The sequence below is a fragment of the Streptomyces sp. NPDC033165 genome (assembly GCF_055577965.1).
In genome coordinates, this window is sequence record NZ_JBVIPK010000020.1 from 97,855 (window position 1) to 117,142 (window position 19,288).

Below are 19,288 nucleotides of genomic sequence, written 5' to 3' on the forward strand. Positions count from 1 at the left end.
GCCGGGCCCGCCGCCGAGTCCTGCCGCGGGGTCAGGGCTTCGTCGTGAAGGACTCGGCCGCCGGGGCCGCCGCCGCGGGCCGGACCACCTTCAGCCCGCCGGGCACCGAGGCGTCCGGCTTCATGATGACGCTCTGCCGGGTGGACGGCGCCTTCGGGTCCGAGAAGTCGTGCGAGACGCCGAACTCGCTCCCGTACCCCTTGATCGTGAGGAGTGCCCTGCCGATGCCCTCCCGGGTGAGGTCCTTGTCCTCGCACGCCTTCATCAGGGCCTCGCCGTAGATGGAGGCCGCTGTGTAGCCCGCGACGACGCCGTTGTCGAGCACGTCCTTCGGGTACTGGGCCGCGTACTCCTTCGCGAGCTTGGCCGGGCCGTCGCCCGGGTCGCCGATGGGCAGCGTGGAGGCGGCGACGTAGTAGTCCTTGAGCAGGGCGGGGCCCGCCTGGGTCTTCAACAGCTGGGGCGCGAAAGCGGAGTTGTTGCCCACGACGGGGACGTTGAAGCCGGTGGCCGCCGCGACGCCGACGAGCGAGGCCGCCTGGCGCGGGCCCGCGCTGACGATCACGGCCTTGACCCCGGCCTGCTTGAGGGCGGCGACCTGGGCCGTCATGTCGTTGTCGGTCGGCTTGATCTTCTGCTCGACGACGGTGAGACCGGCCTCCTTCGCCGCGTGCTCCGAGCCGACGAGGGCGTTCTCGCCGTAGTCGCCCTCGAAGTACACATGACCGATCCTGTCGCCCTTGGCTATGCGCTTCTCGGCGAGCAGATGGTCGATCAGGTTGATCGTCTCGATGTCGTAGGTGGCGCCGATGACCCGGATGTACGGGGAGCCCAGCAGGTTCGCCGACCAGGCCTGGGGCAGGACCAGGCCCTTGTCCTGGCCGTCGATGCGCTGCTCGACGGCGGCGACGAACGGGGAGCCGATGAACTGGGCGAAGCCCACCACCTTCGGCTCCAGCTCGGTGTACGCGGCGATCGCCTTCTGCGGGTCGTAGCCGTGGTCGCGGACCGTCAGCTCGACCTTGCGGTCGCAGATGCCGCCCTTGGCGTTCGTCTGCTTCACCCACAGCTGCTGCGCCTGGGTGACGCTCTTGCCGAGCGAGGCGTACACGCCCGTCATGTCGGTGAGCACACCGAGGGATATCGCCGAGGAGGAGACACCGGGGCCGGTCTTGACCCCGGCCTTGTCCTGCTCGTCGCCCTTTCCTTCGGTCGCCTTGCCGCTGCACCCGACGAGGGTGACGGTGAGAGCCGCGACGACGGCTGTGAGCACTCTGCGCTTCATTTCTTCTCCCCTGGATTCTTCGGAGCCGCCGAATTCTTCGGATCCGCTGGTTTCTTCGGAGCCGCTGGTTTCCTCGCGCGTGCGAGGCCGAGGCGGGCGAGGCCGCCGGGCAGGAACAGGACCACCGCGACCACCGCGGCGCCGTACAGATAGCGGGATGCCTCACCGGGTGCCAGCCCGCCCGTGCCGGGGGCGGAGACCAGCGGGAGGGAGTCGCTGTAGTGCGTGAGGACCTGCGGGAGCAGGGTGACGAAGGCGGCGCCGATCACCGCTCCCCCGACACTGCCGAGCCCTCCGATGACGATCATGGCGAGGTATTCGAGGGACAGGATCATGCCGAAGTACTCGGGAACGGTCCGCTGGAAGACCAGGGCGAGCAGGACGCCCGCGAGGCCCGCGTACATCGAGGACAGGACGAAAACCCCGGCCCGGTAGCGCGCCACGGGCACGCCCATCACCCCGGCCGCGATCCGGTGGTCGCGGATGGCGTTCATCGCCCGGCCCGGCCGGCCGCGCAGCACGCCGCGGGCGAACAGAGCACTGAGCAGCAGCGCGACCAGGCCCACGTACCAGAGCTTCTCGGAAGCCCCGAACGGTACGGCGGCGACGACGAGTTCGCTGTCGTCGAAGGTGAGCCCGAAGAGGGAGAGCGGCGGTACGGCCCGCCCGTTGTAACCACCGGTCAGGGAGCCCGCGTTGAACAGGACGTGCTGGCCGATGAAGATCAGCGCGAGGGTCGCGATACCGAGGTACGCGCCGCGCAGCCGGCCCGCGATCGGGCTGAACAGCCCGCCGACGGCGCCCGCGAGCAGTACGGCGAGGATCGCGGCCAGCCAGGTGGGCAGTCCGAGGCCGGTCAGGGTGTGCCCGTTCTCGGTGCTGCTCTCCCCCGCCAGGACGCAGTAGCCGTACGCGCCGACCGCGAGGAAGAACGCGTGGCCCATGGAGAGCTGTCCGGTGGCCCCGGTGAGCATGTTGAGCCCGATGGCGCCGATCGCCGCCGCCATCGCGAACAGTCCGGCCTGGAGCCAGAAGCGGTCCAGGTAGAACGGGAGGACGAGGAGCAGGACGGAGCCGATGAGGACGGCGTACGTACGGGGTCGGCGCAGCCGGTCGGCGAGGGTCTGCGCGGGACCGGGTGCGGGGGCGGGTGCGGTGGTCGCCTCGGGGGCGGCTTCGGCGGTGGTGCCGGAGGCAGCGGTGTCAGACACGGGCGAGCTCCTTCGTGCCGAGGAGTCCCGCGGGCCGGATGAGCAGGACGGCGACCATCACCAGGTAGGGGGCGAGATCTCCGATGCCCCGGCCGAGGAAGGAGAGGTCGCTCTGGTAGCCGGTGGCGAGCGACTCGGTGACGCCGACGATGAGTCCGCCGGCGAGCGCCCCGGTCGTGGAGTCGAGTCCGCCGAGGATCGCGGCGGGGAACGCCTTGAGCGCGGCGAGCGAGGTGGAGCGTTCGAGGCCGGGGGTCGGGAACACGGTGAGGAAGAGGGCGGCGACGGCCGCGAGGGCTCCGGCGACCGCCCAGGCGGCGAGCGAGACCCGGCCGAGCCTGATGCCCATGAGCGCCGCGGTCTGCGGGTTCTCGGCGGCGGCGCGCATCGACACGCCCCACGAGGTGTAGCGGAAGGCGAGCAGGAACACCGTGATCAGCAGCCCGGCGGCGAGGAACGCGGCGATCCGGGTCTGGGCGAGGGTGATGCCGCCGACGGTGACGACCTCGTTGCCCCAGGGGTCGCCGAGGGCGAGGACGTCCGTGCCCATGCGGCGGGTGAGTTCGGTGATGAGGAGGATGTCGACACCGATGGTGACGATGGCCAGGACGCTGTGGTCGCTGCCCCGGTAGCGGCGCATCACGAAGAACTCGATGGCCGCCCCGACGGTCGCGGCCCCGGCGATCCCGACGAACAGAGCGGGCCAGAAACCGATGTCGTCGTGGAGCACGGCGGTGACGTACCCGCCCGCCAACAGGAGTGACGCGTGGGCGAAGTTGACGACCTCGGTGGCCTTGAAGATGACGACGAAACCGAGCGCGATCAGGGCGTAGACCGAGCCGATCGACAGGCCGCCGAGGAGGAGTTCGACGAACGTGGTCATTGAGGTGCTCCCAAGTAGGCCTGGACGACAGCCGGATCGTTCTGGACCTCGGCGGGGGTGCCGCCCGCGATCCTGCGTCCGAAGTCGAGTACGGTCACCGCGTCCGCGAGCCGCATCACCACCCCCATGTCGTGCTCGACCAGCACGATGGAGATGCCGAGGCTGTCGCGTACGTTCGCCACGACGGCGGCGGTTCGGTGGCGCTCGGCGGCGGTCATCCCGGCGATCGGCTCGTCCAGCAGCAGGACCCGCGGCTCCATGCACAGCGCGCGGCCGAGCTCGACGAGCTTCTGCTGCCCGTACGGCAGCGAGCCCGCGGGCCGCTCCAACGCCCCTTCCAGGCCGATGAATTCGGCGATCTCACGGACCCGCTCGCGGTGGCGCCGCTCCTCGCGGGCGGCGGAGGGCAGCCGCAGTCCGGTGGCGATGAAGCCGGAGCGGGTCAGCCGGTGGCGGCCGAGCAGCAGGCTGTCGGCGACGGTCGCGTGCGGCGGCAGCGCCAGGTTCTGGAAGGTGCGGGCGACACCGAGGCCCGCGATGGCGTGCGGCGCGAGTCCGGTGAGCTCCGTCTCCCCGAGGCGGACGTGTCCGGAGGTGGCGCGGTAGACGCCGGAGAGCACGTTGAAGCAGGTGGACTTGCCCGCGCCGTTGGGTCCGATGACGGCGTGCACACTGCCGGGTTCGACGGTGAAGGAGACGCTGTCCAGGGCGGTCAGTCCGGCGAAGCGCACGGTGACGTCCTGCACGGCGAGGGCGGCCGTGGTGCTGTCCGTGGGAGCCGTCGCGGTGGTGGTCACGCGGACCACCTGCTCAGGGTGCGGCGGGTCCGGGCGGCCGGGTCGGTGTCCGCCGCCGCGTCCTCGTCGACGACGCCGAGGTAGCGGCGGCGCACCTCGTCGGACGCGGCGAGTTCGCCGGCGGGCCCCGACAGGGCGACCTCGCCGACATCGAGGACGTACGCCGTGGAGGCGAGCCGCAACGCGATGGCCGCGTTCTGCTCGACGAGCATGACGGAGGTGCCGCTCGCGTTGATCTCCTGCACGGTCTCCGCGATCCTGGCCGCCATCAGCGGGGCGAGGCCGAGCGAGGGCTCGTCCAGCAGGAGCAGCCGGGGTCCGGCCATCAGGGCGCGGCCCATTGCCAGCATCTGCTGCTCGCCGCCGGACAGCAGCCCGGCCCGCTGGTGCGCGCGGTCGGCCAGTACCGGGAACAGCTCGTGCACCCGGGCCAGTGCGGCGTTCGTCCGCTTGCGCCCGCCGCGGGCCCCGAGGGCGCCCGCCCGCAGGTTGTCGGCCACCGTCATCCGGGCGAAGACCTGTCGGCCCTCCGGTACCTGGACCACTCCGGCGGCCACCACCTGGGCGGGCCGCAGCCCCTCCAGGGGGCGGCCGTCGAACCGGATCGTGCCGGTGCCCGTCCCGCGGTGGAAGCCGAGGGTCCGCGACACGGCCCGCAGCAGCGTGGTCTTGCCCGCGCCGTTGCCGCCGAGTACGGCGGTGATCGCGCCGTCCGGCACATCGACGGAGATGTCGCGCAGCGCCCGGACCGGGCCGTAGCCGACGGACAGCGCGCGGATCTCTAGCGTTGCCATGCGTCCTCCTCCTTCCGCCTTGTCGTGTCGTGCTCTTCTGTGGTGCTCGTGCGTGGGGGGGGGTGGTGCCACAGACCAGCACCGGGCCGGACGCGCGTCCACGGCGCGGGGTGGAGTCGATGCGGGTGACCAGCGAAGGCGGGGCCGCGTTGTGCACGCGCACAGGGCCCGTGACGCGCGGGCGCCCCGCCGTGCGGCCGCTGGCATCCTCGTCGGTCGTCAGGAGCGCCCGGACCCGGGGACGGAGCAGCGGATGCGGCGTGAAACGCGGTACGAGGTGCTGCTCGGCCCGCTGCTGGCCGGCCGGAACCCCCCGGACCTGGTGGAGCGCGCGGCGCGGACGCTCGGGCTGCCCGAACAGGGGCGGTACGCGGTGGTGGTCCTGGACTCGCCCGAGCCGGGGCCCTCGGGGGCGGCCCCGGACCCTGATCCGGACGGGACGCGGTGGTGCTGGTGCGGTGGGGGTGACGCGCCGGGCCGGGAGGTCGCCGTGGTGCTGCTGGGACCGGCGGGCCCTGCCCGGGCCGCGGCGCGGCTCAGGGAGCGGGGCGCGGGGCCGGGGGGCGTGAGCCCGGTGGTGGGTTCGCTGGCGGAGTTGGGCGCGGCGCACCGGCTGGCGGGCACGGCCCTGCTGACGTGCGAGCCGGGGAGCCGGGAGATCGTACGGCTGGACGAGCGGCTGCCGGCGGCCCTGCTGGTGAGCCGCCCGGAGCTGTCCACCCGGCTCCTGGCGGAGGTGTTCGGCCCGTTGCTGACCCTCGCGCCGGCGGAGCGGTCGCTGCTGGTGGGGACGCTGGAGGCGTGGCTGGAGTGCGGGGGCTCGGCGGGGCGGGCGGCGGCCCGGCTGCGGTGTCACCGCAACACGGTGTGCAACCGGCTGCGGCGGCTGGAGGGCCTGACGGGCCGGTCGCTGTCACGGCCGCGCGAACTGGTCGACCTGGTGCTGGCGCTGGACGCGCTGCGGCTGACGTCGGCGCCGTCGTGAGGCCGGTGGGGGTGCCGGCGCTGGACGCGCTGCTGGCGTCGGCGCCGTCGTGAGGCCGGTGGGGGGCCCGGTCGCTGCCGGGCCCCCTCCCTGTACCCCTTGTACCCCTTGGTCCCCCGTGTGTACGTGCGTGGGTCAGCTCAGCAGGAAGTCCCTGGCGATCGACTCCGCCGCCCGTTCCAGCAGCGGTCCGGCCTGGACCATCGACACCGCCGGGTCCGGTTCCAGGTCGGCCAGGGCGTAGGCGCGCGCGATGCCCGCCCCGGTCAGGGCCGCCGGGGACAGGACGAGGCGGCCGCAGACCGCGACGACCTCGACGCCGGCCGCGCGGGCGGCTGCGGCGACCCCGGCGGGGGCCTTGCCGTGCAGGGTCTGCTCGTCGAGCGAACCCTCGCCGGTGACGACGAGCGTGGCCCGCGCGAGTGCGGGGGCGAAGCCGAGGACGTCGAGCATCACCTCGATGCCGGGGCGGAAGCGGGCGCCGAGGGCGACGAGCGCCCCGTAGCCGATGCCTCCGGCCGCGCCCGCGCCGGGCAGGGCCGCCGTGTCGGGGCCCAGGACCGAGGCGTAGTGGGCCAGGGCCGCGTCGAGGACCAGGATGTCCTCCTCGCTCGCGCCCTTCTGCCGCCCGTACACCTCGGGTGCGCCCTTGGGCCCGGTCAGCGGGTTGTCCACGTCGCTGGCCAGGACCAGGTCGACGTCCTTCAGGCGCGGGTCGAGCCCGGACAGGTCGGCCTCGGCCAGTTCGGCCAGTCCCCCGCCGCCGGGGCCGACCGGCTTGCCGTCCACGTCCAGGAAGCGGGCCCCCAGGGCGGCGAGCATGCCCGCGCCGCCGTCCGTGGTGGCGCTGCCGCCGACCCCGAACACGATCGTCGTCGCCCCCGCGTCGAGGGCGGCCGCCAGCAGTTCGCCGGAGCCGTACGTGGTGGCCGTGAGCGGGGCGAACACCCCGTCGGGCAGATGCTGGAGGCCCGAGGCCTCGGCCATCTCCACCACGGCGGTGGACCCGCGCAGCGCGTACGCCGCCGTCACCGGGTCCCCGAGGGGCCCGGTCACCCGCGCCTCCCGGCGCTCGAATCCGGCGGCCACCGCCGCCGCGACCGTGCCGTCGCCGCCGTCCGCGACCGGCAGGGTCTCCACCCGCACATCGGGGACGACGCGCCGCAGCCCGGCCGTCACCCGCTCCGCGACCTGTACGGCCGTGAGCGAGCCCTTGAACTTGTCCGCCGCGACGAGCACGCGGGCGGTCTCCACATCTGCTCCGTCCGTCACCTTGCATCCCTTGCTTTCGAACAGGCAGTCGCGCCGCCCCGACCCTATCCGCACGGCCCCTGATCTGCCATGGGCGTCCACAACCGCCCCGTTCCGCCCCGGCGCCCCCACGTGCCCACTACGCTGGCGGCCGTGACCACCGCCGATGCCGACTACGCCGCGTACATCGCGGGACTCCCCCGGGTCCTCGCCGGTGCCGCATGCCTCTTCCGCGACGAGGAGGGCCGGGTCCTGCTCGTCGAGCCGAACTACCGCAAGGGCTGGGCGCTGCCCGGCGGAACGGTCGAGTCGGAGACGGGCGAGAGCCCGCGGCAGGGTGCCCGGCGCGAGACGTCGGAGGAGATCGGGCTCGACCTGGCACCGGGCCGGCTGCTCGCCGTCGACTGGGTGCGCGGCGCCGGCCGCCCGCCGATCGTGGCGTACGTGTACGACGGCGGGGTGCTCGCCCCCGAGCGGTTCGCGGCGATCCGGCTCCAGGAGGAGGAGCTGCTCTCCTGGAAGCTCGTCGCCCGGGGAGAGCTCGGCGGATATCTGCTGGGTCCGCTGGAGCGGCGGGTGCGGGCGGCGCTGGACGTGGTGGTGTCCGGCGGCGGCACGGTGGAGCTGGAGGACGGAAAGCCGGTCGCGTAGGCGGCGTCGGCCCCGCTGGGGGCCGAGGCTCGGGCGGGAGAGGCTCGGGCGGGAGAGGCGTCGGCCCAGCGGGGCGGTGGCCGGACCTGCACCGGCGAAATCCGTTCGTGGGACGCGTTCGCGCTCCGTACCCTCGCCGCATGACCCTTGTCGCGATCCTCAGCGGTGCCGGTATCTCCACGGACTCCGGCATCCCCGACTACCGGGGGCCCAGCGGGGTGTGGCGGAAGGATCCGGAGGCGGAGAAGCTCGTCCGTTACGACTTCTACATGGCCGATCCGGAGATCCGCCGCCGCTCCTGGCAGATGCGCCGCACCAGCTCCGCCTGGAACGCCGAGCCGAACACCGCCCATCGGGCGGTGGTGGAACTGGAACGGTCCGGCACCCCGGTCCGGGTGATCACGCAGAACGTCGACGGGCTGCACCAGCGGGCCGGACTGCCCGACCGCAAGGTGCTCGAACTCCACGGCACGGCACGCGAGGTCGTCTGTACGCGCTGCCACGCCCGGTCCTCGATGGCCGAGGCCCTGGAGCGGGTCGAGGCGGGCGAACCGGACCCGGCGTGCACGGTCTGCGGCGGGATCCTGAAGTCGGCGACGGTGATGTTCGGCGAGCGGCTGGACCCGAAGGTGCTGGCCGACGCCATGACGATCGCCAAGGCGTGCGAGGTGTTCGTGGCGGTCGGTACGACGCTCCAGGTGCAGCCCGCGGCCTCGCTCGCCGGGATCGCGGCGGAGTACGGGGCCCGGCTGATCGTGGTGAACGCGGAGCCCACCCCGTACGACGAACTCGCCGTCGACGTCGTCCGGGAGCCGATCGGTACGGCGCTGCCGAGGCTGCTGGCGGGGCTGGCCGGGCCGGCCGGCGGCTGACCTGCCCCGGCTTCAGCCGTCCAGGCCCTCCCGGACCCGCCGCGACGGCTGGAAGACGTACAGGTCGAGGATGTCCGGGGCGTCCGCGAGCCCCGGGCCGCCCGCCGCCGCCCAGGTCACGATGTCCTGCTCGGCGTGTTCGTCGTTGACCAGGCCCAGCCAGACCGGGCGGCCCCCGGCGCGGCGGCCCTCGGCGGAGGGCTGGACGACGATCACGTTGCCCTGCTCGCAGGCGTCCAGGCACTCGACCGCCCGGACGGTGGCGGCGCCCTCAAGACCGGAGCGCAGCCGGGCCAGCTGGGCCGCGTGATCGACGCCGGGGATCTTCTCGGTGCCGCAGCAGCAGCCCCGGCAGACACTGACGGTGGGCCGGGGCACGCCCTGCGCGGGCACGTCCTTGCGGGGGCGGGGGCGGGGGCGGCGGCTCATGAGGGGGCACTTCCCGTCGCGGTGGGGTGGGACAGAGCGGGATGGGGCGGGTCGGGCGACCACCGCGAGTCGCGGATGATCACCGCGACTCTACCGAGACCGCCCGGACTCGAACACCTGCGCCCCGTTCCGCGCGCGTGGGGTAGCATTGACGGCTGCGAAGGGGAGTAGCCCCGCAAACCGGTCGTCGACACACTGGAACTTTCGGGTTCCCGGTGGCCGGGCTCGTGGATCCGCAGGGATTCCCACGGGCGGGCGAGACCTTCGGTCCTGTATGACACGTCCACGCTCCGTGGGCGCTGCCGTCATGCCGGGCCGAGTGGTCCTCCGAAAAGCCCGAGCGGCGCTTCGCGAAGATCCGGGGCCCGGCTCGCACAGAAAGCCACCCGGAATGCACCTCGACCCTCTGGCGGTCATCACCGCCTTCGGGCTGATCTTCCTCGCGGAGCTCCCCGACAAGACGATGTTCGCGTCGCTGGCCATGGGCACGCGGATGCGCCCGCTCTACGTCTGGTTCGGCACCTCGTCCGCGTTCGTCGTGCATGTCGCCATCGCCGTCGGGGCGGGCAGTCTGATCGGACTGCTGCCCGACTGGGTCGTCAAGCTCGTCTCGGCCTCGCTCTTCGCGTTCGGCGCGTTCATGCTGCTGCGCGGCAGCGGCGGGGACGACGAGGACGGGACGGACGTGAGGACGGTGACCGGGTTCTGGCCGGTCTGCTCGACGGCGTTCATGGCGGTCTTCATCAGCGAGTGGGGCGACCTGACGCAGATCACCACCGCCAACCTCGCCGCGAGCAACGGCACCTGGTCCACGGCGATCGGTTCGGCCGCCGCCCTGATGTCCGTCTCGGCCCTCGCCCTGCTCGCGGGCAAGTTCATCGCCGGCCGCGTACCGCTGAAGACCGTGCAGCGCATCGGCGGGTTCTGCATGCTGGGCCTCGCGGTCTGGTCGGCCGTGGAGATCTTCACCGGCTGAGGGCGGTGCGGTCTCAGGGCCGTACCCGCCGCCTGCCCGGTACGCCCCTCTTTTTCCCCTTACGCCCCTCTCCTTCCCTTTACGCTCCACTCTTCCCGCTCACGTGCCTCGCTTCCCGTTAACGCCCCCCCTCTTCCCGCTCACGCCCTCGCTCCCCCCCTTCAGAACAGCGCCTGCACCCCGTCCTGTCCGCCGCCGCTCTCGAACGCGAGCAGCCGCTGCTTGCGGTCCAGACCGCCCCCGTATCCGGTGAGGCTTCCGGAGGCGCCGATCACCCGGTGGCAGGGCACGATGATCCCGACCGGGTTCTTGCCGTTGGCCAGGCCGACTGCCCGCGAGGCGCCGGGCTTGCCGAGGTTCTCGGCCAGTTCGCCGTACGTACGGGTCTCGCCGTACGGGATCTTCAGCAGCTCCGCCCACACGCTCCGCTGGAACGGCGTGCCGTCCAGGCGCAACGGGAGCTCGAACGCGGTGAGTTCACCGGCGAAGTACGCCGCGAGCTGGCGGACCGCCTCGCCGAAGGGCTCCGGGTCCGGCACTCCGAAGGCCTCCTGGGGCGGGCGGTGGCGCTGATCGGTCATGTAGAGGGCGGACAGGACACCGTCGGTGGCGACGAGCGTCAGGGGGCCGTAGGGGCTGTCGACGACGGTGTGCCGCTTGGTCGCCGGGGGTGCGGTGGTCGCGGTCGTGGCCATGGGGCGTCTCCTTCAGGCGGGCAGGTGGTTGATGGCGTGGTCGTCCACCGTCCACAGGTACTGCACGGCGTACGCCCGCCAGGGGCGCCAGTCGGCGGCCCGTGCGGTGAGGGCGGCGGGGGTGGCCGGGAGGCCCAGCCGCTCGGCCGCCCGGCGGATGCCGAGGTCGGTGGGGAGGAAGGCGTCGGGGTCGCCGAGGGCCCGCATGGCGATGGACTCGACCGTCCAGGGGCCGAAGCCGGGCAGCGCGGTGAGTTCGGCGCGGGCCTGTTCCCAGTCGGTGTCGGTGTCCAGCCGCAGCCGGTCCTCCGCGAGGGCCTCCACGAGCGTGGTGAGGGTGGTGCGGCGGGTGCGCGGCAGGGCCAGGGCCTCCGGGTCGAGGCCCGCCAGCGCCTCTGGGGTGGGGAAGAGGTGTGTCAGGCCGCCCTCGGGGTCGTCCACCGGGATGCCGTGCGCGGTCACCAGCCGGGCCGCGTGGGTGCGGGCGGCGGCGGTGGAGACCTGCTGGCCGAGCACCGCGCGTACGGCGAACTCCGCCCCGTCCACCGTCCGGGGCACCCGGCGCCCCGGACCCGCCTCGACCAGCGGGGCGAGCAGCGGGTCGGTGCGCAGTTGCGCGTCGACGGCGACCGGGTCCGCGTCCAGGTCGAGCAGCCAGCGGCAGCGGCTGATGGCCCGGGTGAGATCGCGGGGGTCGGTGAGGGAGAGCCGGCAGGCGATGTGGTCGGGCTGCGGGGCGAGGGCGACGACGCCGTGCCCGTACGGAAGGGTGAGGGTGCGGCGGTACGCGCCGTCCAGCCACTCCTCGACGCCGGGGACGGCGGTGGCGGCGAGGTGGCCGAAGAGGTTGCTGGGGTTGAGCGGAGTCCGGTAGGGGAGGCGGAGGGAGATCACGCCCGGGACTGCGGTGGCCTGCGGGACCCGGACGGCGCGGGTGCGCAGTTCGCCGGGGGCCAGGGCGAAGACCTCGCGGACCGTCTCATTGAAGGTGCGGATCGAGGAGAATCCGGCGGCGAACGCCACCTGGGCCATCGGCAGCGCGGTCGTCTCGATGAGCAGGCGGGCGGTCTGGGCGCGCTGGGCCCGGGCCAGGGCCAGCGGGCCCGCGCCCAGCTCGGCCAGCAGCTGGCGCTCGATCTGGCGGGCGGAGTAGCCGAGCCGGGAGGCCAGGCCCGGTACGCCCTCGCGGTCGACGACCCCGTCCCGGATCAGCCGCATGGCCCGGGCCACCGAGTCGGCGCGGGCGTTCCACTCGGGGGACCCGGGGCTGGTGTCGGGGCGGCACCGCTTGCAGGCCCGGAACCCGGCCTGCTGGCAGGCGGCGGCGCTGGGGTAGAAGGTCATGTTGCGGACCTTGGGCGGCACGACGGGGCAGCTGGGACGGCAGTAGATCCGGGTGGTCAGGACCGCGGTGAAGAACCAGCCGTCAAAACGGGCGTCCTTGGACTGGACGGCCCGTACGCAGCGCTCGGTGTCGGTGTGCATGACTCCAGGATGGTCCACCGGTCAGGGGCCTGGCTGGCGGAAATCCGACATGGGCCTCGCGCGGGTCCTACGGCCCCCGTCTCAGCCGCGCAGCCGTCTCAGCCGCGCATCGCGAGGACTTCCTCGAACTCGGCGTACGCGTGCGCGCCGAAGAGGACGAAGCGCACCTCCTCGACCGGGTCCACCGTCTCCGCCAGGACCGTGCGTACGGCGATGCGGGCCCCGTCGTCCATCGGCCAGCCGTAGATACCGGTGGAGATCGCCGGGAACGCGATGCTCTTGGCCCCCAACTCGGCTGCGAGGCGCAGGGATTCGCGGTAGCAGGAGGCGAGAAGCGCGGAGCGGTCCTGGGCGCTGGAGAAGACCGGGCCGACGGTGTGCACGACCCATCGGGCGTCGAGGCGTCCGGCGGAGGTGGCGACGGCCTGGCCGGTGGGAAGCCCCTTGCCGTAGTGCGAGGCGCGCAGTTCCCGGCAGGCGGCGAGGATCTCGGGGCCGCCGCGCCGGTGGATCGCGCCGTCGACCCCGCCGCCGCCGAGCAGCGAGGAGTTCGCCGCGTTGACGATGACGTCGACGGACTGATCGGTGATGTCGCCGCGGACCAGACGTACGGCGGGGGAAGCGGAGGTGCTCATGCGCACATCATGCCGCGCGCCGGGGGCCTTCGCCGCCCGGTCGGGTCAGGAAGCGGCCCGCAGCCGTCGCCATACGGCCTTGGCGGCGTGGTGGCCGGACATGCCGTGCACCCCGGGTCCGGGCGGGGTGGCCGAGGAGCAGAGGAACACCGCGGGGTGCGCGGTGGCGTAGGGGACGCGGGCGAGCTTGGGGCGGATCAAGGTCTGGAGGCCGGAGAAGGCCCCGCAGGCGATGTCACCGCCGATGTAATTGGCGTTGCGCGCGGCGAGTTGGGGCGGTCCGGCGACCGCACGGGCGAGCACCAGATCGCGGAACCCGGGGGCAAAGCGCTCCAGTTGGCGTTCGATGACCTCGGTGGCGTCGCCCTCCCAGCCCGCCGGGACATGTCCGTACACCCAGAAGACATGGCGTCCCTCGGGGGCGCGGGAGGGGTCGGTCAGGGTGGGCTGGGCGGTGATGAGGAAAGGGGTGCTCGGGTCGCGGCCCTCGACGGCCGCCGTCAGCGCCGCGTCGATGGCGGTGGCGGTGGGGCCGATGTGGACGGTGCCCGCGCGGCGGGCCTCGGGCGCGGTCCAGGGGACGGGGCCCGACAGCGCGTAGTCGATCTTGAAGGCGGAGGCGCCGTAGCGGTAGCCGTGGTAGGCGCTGCCGAGGCCCGCGATGCGGGCGAGCGCGGAGGGCGAGGTGTCGAAGATGTACGCGCGGGCGGGCGGCAGCTCGTCCAGGCGCTTGACCTCGCTGCCGGTGCGGATCGTGCCGCCCTGTTCGCGGAGGTAGGAGGCGAGGGCGTCGGAGATGGCCTGCGAGCCGCCGCGCGGCACCGGCCAGCCGTTCTCGTGGGCGGCGAGCGCGAAGACGAGCGCGATGGCCGAGGTGGCGAGTCCGCTGGTGGGAGCGATGGCGTGGGCGGCGAGACCGGCGAAGAGGCCGCGCGCCTTCTCGCCCCGGAAGCGCCGGGATACCCAGGTGGCGGGCTGGAGGCCGAGCAGACCGAAGCGAGCCAGTCGGTACGGGTCGCGGGGCAGACCGTCCCAGGGGGTGCGCAGGAAGTCGGCGGCGAGGGTGTCCCAACGGCCGAGGAAGGGAGCGACGAGGCGGCGGTAGGTCCCGGCGTCGGCGGGGCCCAGCGTCATCGCGCTCTCGCCGACGGAGCGGGTGAGGGCTGCGGCGGTACCGTCCGGGAAGGGGTGGGCGAGGTCGATCTCGGGGTTCAGCCACTCCAGGCCGTGCCGGTCCAGCGGCATCGCGCGGAACGCGGGTGAGCCGATGCCGAGCGGGTGGACCGCGGAGCACGGGTCGTGCCGGAACCCCGGCAGCGTCAGCTCCTCCGTGCGGGCTCCCCCGCCGATGGTGCCGTGCGCCTCGTGGACCTCTACCGAGAAGCCCCGGCGGGCCAATTCGGCTGCGGCGGTCAGCCCGTTGGGCCCTGCGCCCACCACGACCGCATCGAGCATCGACGGCACCTTGGGACTCCTTCGTCGGCCGGCAGGCGGATCACCAGGATATTCCGCCCCGCTGACGACCCGGACCCGGGCCCCTTCGCCCGGGCCCGGCGGCACGGCCCGCCCACGCCCGCTCGGACCGGCCCCCGTCGGCCCCGGTCCGCTCCCGTCAGCCGCCCGCCCGCAACGCTGTCAGAATCCGCAGGGCGCTGGCCTCGTCGCGGGCCGCGGTGAACGGCAGGTCGTTGCCGCCCGCGATCCGGAACGGGACGCCCGACAGCGTCGCGTGCGCGCCGCCCGCCTCGGCGACCAGGAGCAGGCCCGCCGCGTGGTCCCAGGCGTACTCCCAGCTGAACGCGACGGCGTCGAGGGCGCCCCGCGCCACCGCGAGGTACTCCAGGCCCGCCGAACCGCAGGGGCGGGGCGCGATGCCGTCGGCGTTCAGACCGAGCAGGGCCCGCTTCTGGGCGTCGGTGGTGTAGTCGGGGTGGGAGGTCGCCACCGTCAGCGCGGCGCCCGGGGCCGGGGAGCCGCAACGTATCGGCGCGCCGTTGAGCGTCGCGCCCCGGCCGCGTACGGCGACGGCCATCTCGCCGAGGACCGGTGCGTACGTCCAGGAGGCGTGGACCTCGCCGTGCTGGGCGAGGGCGACAAGGGTGCAGAACCCGGCCTCACCGCGCACGAACTGGCGGGTGCCGTCGACCGGGTCGACGATCCAGACGGGGGCGTCGCCGCCGAGTGCGTCGTAGACGGACGGGTCGGCGTGCACGGACTCCTCGCCGACGACGACCGACCCCGGGAGCAGCTTGGTGAGGGAGGCCGTCAGGTGTTCCTCGGCCAGTCGGTCGGCCGTGGTGACGAGGTCGTGCGGACCGTTCTTCTCGATGATGTCGTGGGTGGCGAGCTGCCGGTGCCGGGGCATGATCTCGGCGGCGGCCGCGGCGCGCACGGCCGCCTCGACGTCGGTGAGCGGCCCGGTGTCCCCGGCGGTTCCGTACAGGAAGTCATCGATCATGGCTCCACCCAATCACGGGCGGCCGGCACCCCGGCCGCCGGGCGCTCGGAGGGACCGGTCAGCGCCCGACCGCGTACCCCTGCATTCCGCGCGGATTGGCCGCGGCGGACAGGACACCGGTCTCCGGGTCCCGGGCGACCGCGCACAGGCGCCCCTCGGACCAGGGTTCCCCGACCGTGACGTCATGGCCCCGGCGGCGCAGTTCCGCGACCACCCCGGGGTCCGTGCGGCCCTCGACGGTGACGCTGCCGGGGCGCATGGGGCGCGGGTGGAAGGAGCCGGGGAAGGAGTCGTTGTGCCAGTTCGGTTCGTCGATCGCGCCCTGGAGATCGAGCCCGCCGCGCACCCGGGCCCGCCGGGCGACGGAGAGGAAGAAGTGGACCTGCCACTGGTCCTGCTGGTCGCCGCCGGGGGTGCCGAACGCCATGACCGGGACGCCGTCGCGCAGGGCGAGGGAGGGCGTGAGGGTGGTACGGGGACGGCGGCCGGGCGTCAGGGAGTTGGGCAGGCCCTCCTCCAGCCAGGCCATCTGGAGCCGGGTGCCCAGCGGGAAGCCCAGCTCGGGCACGACGGGGTTCGACTGGAGCCAGCCGCCGCTGGGCGTGGCGGAGACCATGTTGCCCCAGCGGTCGACGATGTCGAGGTGGCAGGTGTCGCCCCGGGTGGACCCGTCGGGCGCGACGAGCTGATCGCCGTCGCGGGGACGGGCGCGCCGGGCCCCGGTGGCACCGCCCCGCGCCATCGTGGGCTCGCCCGAGCCCGGGGCGGGGGCCGATGCCCCCGCCTCGCCCCGTTCCCCCGCGGCGACCGCGCGTGCGTGGGCGGCCAGGACCGGGGTGCGGCCGCCGGGGTTGCCTGGGCGCAGCTCCACCGATGCGGTGTCCGTGATCAGTGCCCGGCGCGCGGTGTTGTACGGCTCGGAGAGCAGGTCCTCCAGGGGCACGTCGGCCGCGTCCCCGTACCAGGCCTCACGGTCGGCCATGGCGAGCTTGCAGCCCTCGACGAGCAGGTGGACGTAGTCGGCGGAGCCGTGGGGCGGGAGCTCGGGCGGGAGGAGGGCGAGCTGCTGGAGGAAGGCGGGCCCCTGGCTCCAGCCGCCCGCCTTGGCCAGCGTCCAGCCGTTCCAGTCGTAGGTGACGGGGGCTTCGTAGGACGCGGACCAGCCCGCCAGGTCGGCGGCGGTGAGGGTGCCGGTGTGCCGGACGCCGCTGGTGTCCAGGGTGGGAACGGCGGCCTGGCGTACGAGGGCCTCGGCGATGAACCCCTCTCGCCAGACCGCGCGGGCGGCCTCGATCCGCGCGGTACGGTCCGCTCCCCCGGCCCTCTCGGCCTCGTCGATCAGACGGCGCCAGGTCGCGGCCAGGGCGGGGTTGCGAAACAGCTCACCGGGGCGCGGGGAGCGGCCGCCGGGGAGGTAGATCGCGGCGGAGGTGGTCCACTGGCTCTCGAAGAGTTCACGCACCGTCTCCACGGTCTCGCCGACCCGCTCGACGGGGGCGTGGCCGTCCTCGGCGTAGCCGATCGCGTAGCGCAGCACCTCGGCCAGGTCCTTGGTGCCGTGGTCGCGCAGGAGCAGCATCCAGGCGTCGAAGGCCCCGGGGACGGCGGCGGCGAGCGGCCCGGTGCCGGGGACCAGGCCGAGGCCGAGGGAGCGGTAGTGGGCGACGGTGGCCCGGGCCGGGGCGGGCCCCTGCCCGCAGAGCACCCGGACCTCCCCGTCCCCGGTCGCCAGGATCATCGGCACCTCACCGGCCGGGCCGTTGAGGTGCGGTTCGACGACATGGAGGACGAACCCGGCGGCGACCGCGGCGTCGTAGGCGTTGCCGCCGTCCTCCAGGACCGCCATCGCGGACTGGGAGGCCAGCCAGTGGGTGGAGGACACCATGCCGAAGGTGCCCTGGAGGGTGGGCCGGGTGGTGAACACGGCTGTTCCTTCCGGTCGTTGTGGGGTGGGGGCAGGCGCTCCCGTCCCGGCGGGCCGGGTGGTTCAGTCTCCCGGTCCGTGGCGCGCGACGGGGACCAGCAGGACGCGGGTGCCGGGGCTGGTCGCCCGTCGGCGGTGGCGCACTCCGCCGGTGAGGCGGAGCGTGTCGCCGCATTCCGGCCGGACGGTGCGGCCGTCCGCCTCGACCTCGGGGGCGCCGTTCGCGACCTCCATCGACTCGTCGTTCCCGTACAGGAATTCATGGCCGGCATGCCGGGTCCCGGTCAACTCCAGGGCATACGTCCGGTGGCCGCCCCCGGCGAGCGGGCGCACCCCCCGTGTCGACGGCGGGGCAGGCGTCACCCTTGGGCCGGACGACGTCGGCGGACCGGTCGGCGGCTCTGCCGGCCGCCACCGGACCCGACGGGACGAACGCGTTCGCCGGGTACCGGCCGGCGGACGAACCGCTGACGCGCCTCGGCCGGTCGAACGGCTGGGATGGTTCAGGCCCAGTCGCGCAGGGCGGGCGGCTCGCAGAGTTCCAGCACCACTTCGCCCGTCTCCGGCTCGTCCCCGGAGACGGGCCGGACGCGTGCGCCGACCGTCACCAGATGCGGAGCCGCACCGACGATCCGGCAGCGGAAGACGAAGCCCTCGGCGAACCGCACCAGGGACTCATTGCGCGCCGCCTCGGTGTAGCGGTGGACCACGGAGGTCCGGACGACCACTCCGTGGCCGGTCGTGCGTTCAGGCTCCAGTTCGCTCGACGCGCACACCGGGCACAGCAGCCGCCGGAAGGAGGCGGTGCCGCACCAGCGGCAGCGGTGGTAGGAAAGGCCGCACTCCTCGTGCGCCTTCTGGACGGTGCCCATTCCTGTCTGGGACACGGCTCGACCCCCTGCGCTCGACTCGGACGCGCCGCACCTGGCTGTCGGCGCGTCCGCACCATATGGCACTGAGTGCCGGACCGTAAAGGCACTGAGTGCCGATTGATGCTCAGTTCTTACCGACGGCGTCCTCGATCTGCTGGACCACGCGCCACATGGGCGCGCCCTTCTGCGCCACCATCACGATGACCTCACCGTCGACGGAGGCCCCGGCCGCGAATCCGGCCCCGGCCCCGTCGGGCGCTGCGGCGGGAGCGGGCCCCGCGGGCCGGCCCCACACCTCCCGCACCATCGCGAGAGCGCGGTCGACGGTCGCCTCGGGGTCCCCCGCCCCGCCCGAACGCAGCCAGAGCCGCAGCCCGTTGTTGTGCGCGGCGACAACGGACGCGGCGATCATCTCGGCCCGCAGCTCCCCGTCGCCGCCCGCCCCGAACCGGCCGCGCAGATGTCCCGCGAGGGTCTGCTCGTAGCGGCGCACCACGGACAGCTCGTACGTCCGCAGCCCCGGCACCTCCCGGGTGAGCCGGTAGCGCTGTACGGAGAACTCGGGGTTGGCCGCGTACATCCGCAGCACGATCCGCGCGGCGTCGCACACCGCGCCGACCGGGTCGCTGTCGTCGACCGCGGCCAGGAACTCGGTCATCTCGGCGAGACAGCGCTCGTGGTCCGGGAAGACGACGTCCTCCTTGGAGGGAAAGTAGCGGAAGAACGACCGCCGCCCCACCCCGGCCCGCGCCACGATGTCGTCCACCGTCGTCCGCTCGAATCCCCGCTCCAGGAAGAGCTGGAAAGCCGCCTGTGCGAGCGCCTCCCGCATGGGTGCCTTCTTCTCGGGTCCTCGTGCCTCGCTCATGCGGCGAAACGTAGCACCGGAAGAACAGTTTTGGCACTGGGTACCCTTTACAGAGGGTACTGAGTGCCATAATCTCTTCACTACTACGAACCACACCCAGGTGGGACCACACCCAGGTAGGCAGGAGAGCCGGCGTGAGCTTGAGGATCGTTGTCTGTGTGAAGTACGTGCCCGACGCGTCCGGTGACCGGCGTTTCGCCGATGACCTGACGGTGGA

20 protein-coding genes and 1 pseudogene are annotated in these 19,288 nt (G+C 73.6%); 5 read left to right on the forward strand and 16 right to left on the reverse strand.

From position 1 onward, the window contains the following. Positions 1-31: 31 nt before the first annotated feature. From ACZ5WC_RS31285 to ACZ5WC_RS31305, 5 genes are read right to left on the reverse strand one after another with little or no spacing between them, the layout of a single operon-like run. Complete coding sequence (locus ACZ5WC_RS31285; RefSeq protein WP_468543975.1) at positions 32-1,285, reverse strand: ABC transporter substrate-binding protein; 1,254 nt, start codon at positions 1,283-1,285, stop codon at positions 32-34. Then, the gene (locus ACZ5WC_RS31290) at positions 1,282-2,496 is read right to left on the reverse strand and encodes a branched-chain amino acid ABC transporter permease (protein WP_468543976.1); all 1,215 of its coding nucleotides are present in this window, start codon (positions 2,494-2,496) and stop codon (positions 1,282-1,284) included. Before ACZ5WC_RS31290 ends, ACZ5WC_RS31285 begins: the two co-directional genes overlap by 4 nt. Next, complete coding sequence (locus tag ACZ5WC_RS31295) at positions 2,489-3,379, reverse strand: branched-chain amino acid ABC transporter permease (RefSeq protein ID WP_468543977.1); 891 nt, start codon at positions 3,377-3,379, stop codon at positions 2,489-2,491. Before ACZ5WC_RS31295 ends, ACZ5WC_RS31290 begins: the two co-directional genes overlap by 8 nt. After that, complete coding sequence (locus tag ACZ5WC_RS31300; RefSeq protein ID WP_373558770.1) at positions 3,376-4,185, reverse strand: ABC transporter ATP-binding protein; 810 nt, start codon at positions 4,183-4,185, stop codon at positions 3,376-3,378. Before ACZ5WC_RS31300 ends, ACZ5WC_RS31295 begins: the two co-directional genes overlap by 4 nt. After that, positions 4,173-4,970: an ABC transporter ATP-binding protein gene (locus ACZ5WC_RS31305; protein ID WP_468543978.1), complete on the reverse strand. Its 798-nt coding sequence runs from the start codon at positions 4,968-4,970 to the stop codon at positions 4,173-4,175. The genes ACZ5WC_RS31300 and ACZ5WC_RS31305 overlap by 13 nt, the downstream gene beginning before the upstream one ends. Before the next feature lie 253 nt (positions 4,971-5,223). Between ACZ5WC_RS31305 and ACZ5WC_RS31310 the strand changes: the two genes are divergently transcribed. Next, positions 5,224-5,955 carry a PucR family transcriptional regulator gene (locus ACZ5WC_RS31310; protein WP_468543979.1) on the forward strand — a complete coding sequence of 244 codons (732 nt, stop codon included), beginning with the start codon at positions 5,224-5,226 and terminating at the stop codon, positions 5,953-5,955. A 135-nt stretch (positions 5,956-6,090) separates the two neighbouring features. Here ACZ5WC_RS31310 and ACZ5WC_RS31315 read toward each other — a convergent pair whose 3' ends face one another. Further along, complete coding sequence (locus ACZ5WC_RS31315) at positions 6,091-7,209, reverse strand: glycerate kinase (RefSeq protein ID WP_468543996.1); 1,119 nt, start codon at positions 7,207-7,209, stop codon at positions 6,091-6,093. A gap of 150 nt (positions 7,210-7,359) precedes the next feature. Between ACZ5WC_RS31315 and ACZ5WC_RS31320 the strand changes: the two genes are divergently transcribed. Both ACZ5WC_RS31320 and ACZ5WC_RS31325 read left to right on the forward strand, forming a co-directional pair. Then, the gene (locus tag ACZ5WC_RS31320) at positions 7,360-7,857 is read left to right on the forward strand and encodes an NUDIX domain-containing protein (RefSeq protein ID WP_468543980.1); all 498 of its coding nucleotides are present in this window, start codon (positions 7,360-7,362) and stop codon (positions 7,855-7,857) included. A 140-nt stretch (positions 7,858-7,997) separates the two neighbouring features. Further along, positions 7,998-8,729 (forward strand): Sir2 family NAD-dependent protein deacetylase, encoded by a 732-nt coding sequence (locus tag ACZ5WC_RS31325; protein WP_468543981.1) that lies wholly within the window; start codon positions 7,998-8,000, stop codon positions 8,727-8,729. A 12-nt stretch (positions 8,730-8,741) separates the two neighbouring features. On the opposite strand, the gene ACZ5WC_RS31330 is transcribed toward ACZ5WC_RS31325, so the two are convergent. Beyond that, the gene (locus tag ACZ5WC_RS31330; protein WP_468543982.1) at positions 8,742-9,158 is read right to left on the reverse strand and encodes a (2Fe-2S) ferredoxin domain-containing protein; all 417 of its coding nucleotides are present in this window, start codon (positions 9,156-9,158) and stop codon (positions 8,742-8,744) included. Positions 9,159-9,549: 391 nt separating this feature from the next. Between ACZ5WC_RS31330 and ACZ5WC_RS31335 the strand changes: the two genes are divergently transcribed. Further along, positions 9,550-10,134, forward strand: a complete 585-nt coding sequence (locus ACZ5WC_RS31335; protein ID WP_468543983.1) for a TMEM165/GDT1 family protein — start codon at positions 9,550-9,552, stop codon at positions 10,132-10,134. 161 nt (positions 10,135-10,295) lie between these two features. On the opposite strand, the gene ACZ5WC_RS31340 is transcribed toward ACZ5WC_RS31335, so the two are convergent. The 9 genes from ACZ5WC_RS31340 to ACZ5WC_RS31380 form a co-directional block, all read right to left on the reverse strand. After that, on the reverse strand, positions 10,296-10,829 hold the full coding sequence (locus ACZ5WC_RS31340) for a methylated-DNA--[protein]-cysteine S-methyltransferase (RefSeq protein WP_468543984.1): 534 nt from the start codon (positions 10,827-10,829) through the stop codon (positions 10,296-10,298). Positions 10,830-10,841: 12 nt separating this feature from the next. Further along, entirely contained in the window at positions 10,842-12,314 is a 1,473-nt protein-coding gene (locus ACZ5WC_RS31345; RefSeq protein ID WP_468543985.1) for an AlkA N-terminal domain-containing protein, read from the reverse strand. A gap of 98 nt (positions 12,315-12,412) precedes the next feature. Continuing rightward, the gene (locus tag ACZ5WC_RS31350) at positions 12,413-12,949 is read right to left on the reverse strand and encodes an O-acetyl-ADP-ribose deacetylase (RefSeq protein ID WP_468543986.1); all 537 of its coding nucleotides are present in this window, start codon (positions 12,947-12,949) and stop codon (positions 12,413-12,415) included. Positions 12,950-12,994: 45 nt separating this feature from the next. Then, positions 12,995-14,413, reverse strand: coding sequence for a phytoene desaturase family protein (locus ACZ5WC_RS31355; protein WP_468543987.1), 1,419 nt, complete (start codon positions 14,411-14,413; stop codon positions 12,995-12,997). 148 nt (positions 14,414-14,561) lie between these two features. Continuing rightward, positions 14,562-15,407, reverse strand: coding sequence for an inositol monophosphatase family protein (locus ACZ5WC_RS31360; RefSeq protein ID WP_468543988.1), 846 nt, complete (start codon positions 15,405-15,407; stop codon positions 14,562-14,564). A gap of 58 nt (positions 15,408-15,465) precedes the next feature. Next, on the reverse strand, positions 15,466-17,331 hold the full coding sequence (locus tag ACZ5WC_RS31365; RefSeq protein ID WP_468543989.1) for a gamma-glutamyltransferase family protein: 1,866 nt from the start codon (positions 17,329-17,331) through the stop codon (positions 15,466-15,468). A 63-nt stretch (positions 17,332-17,394) separates the two neighbouring features. Then, positions 17,395-17,664, reverse strand: a complete 270-nt coding sequence (locus tag ACZ5WC_RS31370; RefSeq protein WP_468543990.1) for a hypothetical protein — start codon at positions 17,662-17,664, stop codon at positions 17,395-17,397. Between the two features lie 170 nt (positions 17,665-17,834). After that, on the reverse strand, positions 17,835-18,203 hold the full coding sequence (locus tag ACZ5WC_RS31375; protein WP_468543997.1) for a Zn-ribbon domain-containing OB-fold protein: 369 nt from the start codon (positions 18,201-18,203) through the stop codon (positions 17,835-17,837). A gap of 124 nt (positions 18,204-18,327) precedes the next feature. Further along, positions 18,328-19,035 (reverse strand): TetR family transcriptional regulator, encoded by a 708-nt coding sequence (locus ACZ5WC_RS31380; RefSeq protein ID WP_468543998.1) that lies wholly within the window; start codon positions 19,033-19,035, stop codon positions 18,328-18,330. Positions 19,036-19,205: 170 nt separating this feature from the next. Here ACZ5WC_RS31380 and ACZ5WC_RS31385 point away from each other — a divergent pair. Then, a pseudogene (locus ACZ5WC_RS31385) lies at positions 19,206-19,288 on the forward strand (electron transfer flavoprotein subunit beta); the annotation flags it as partial.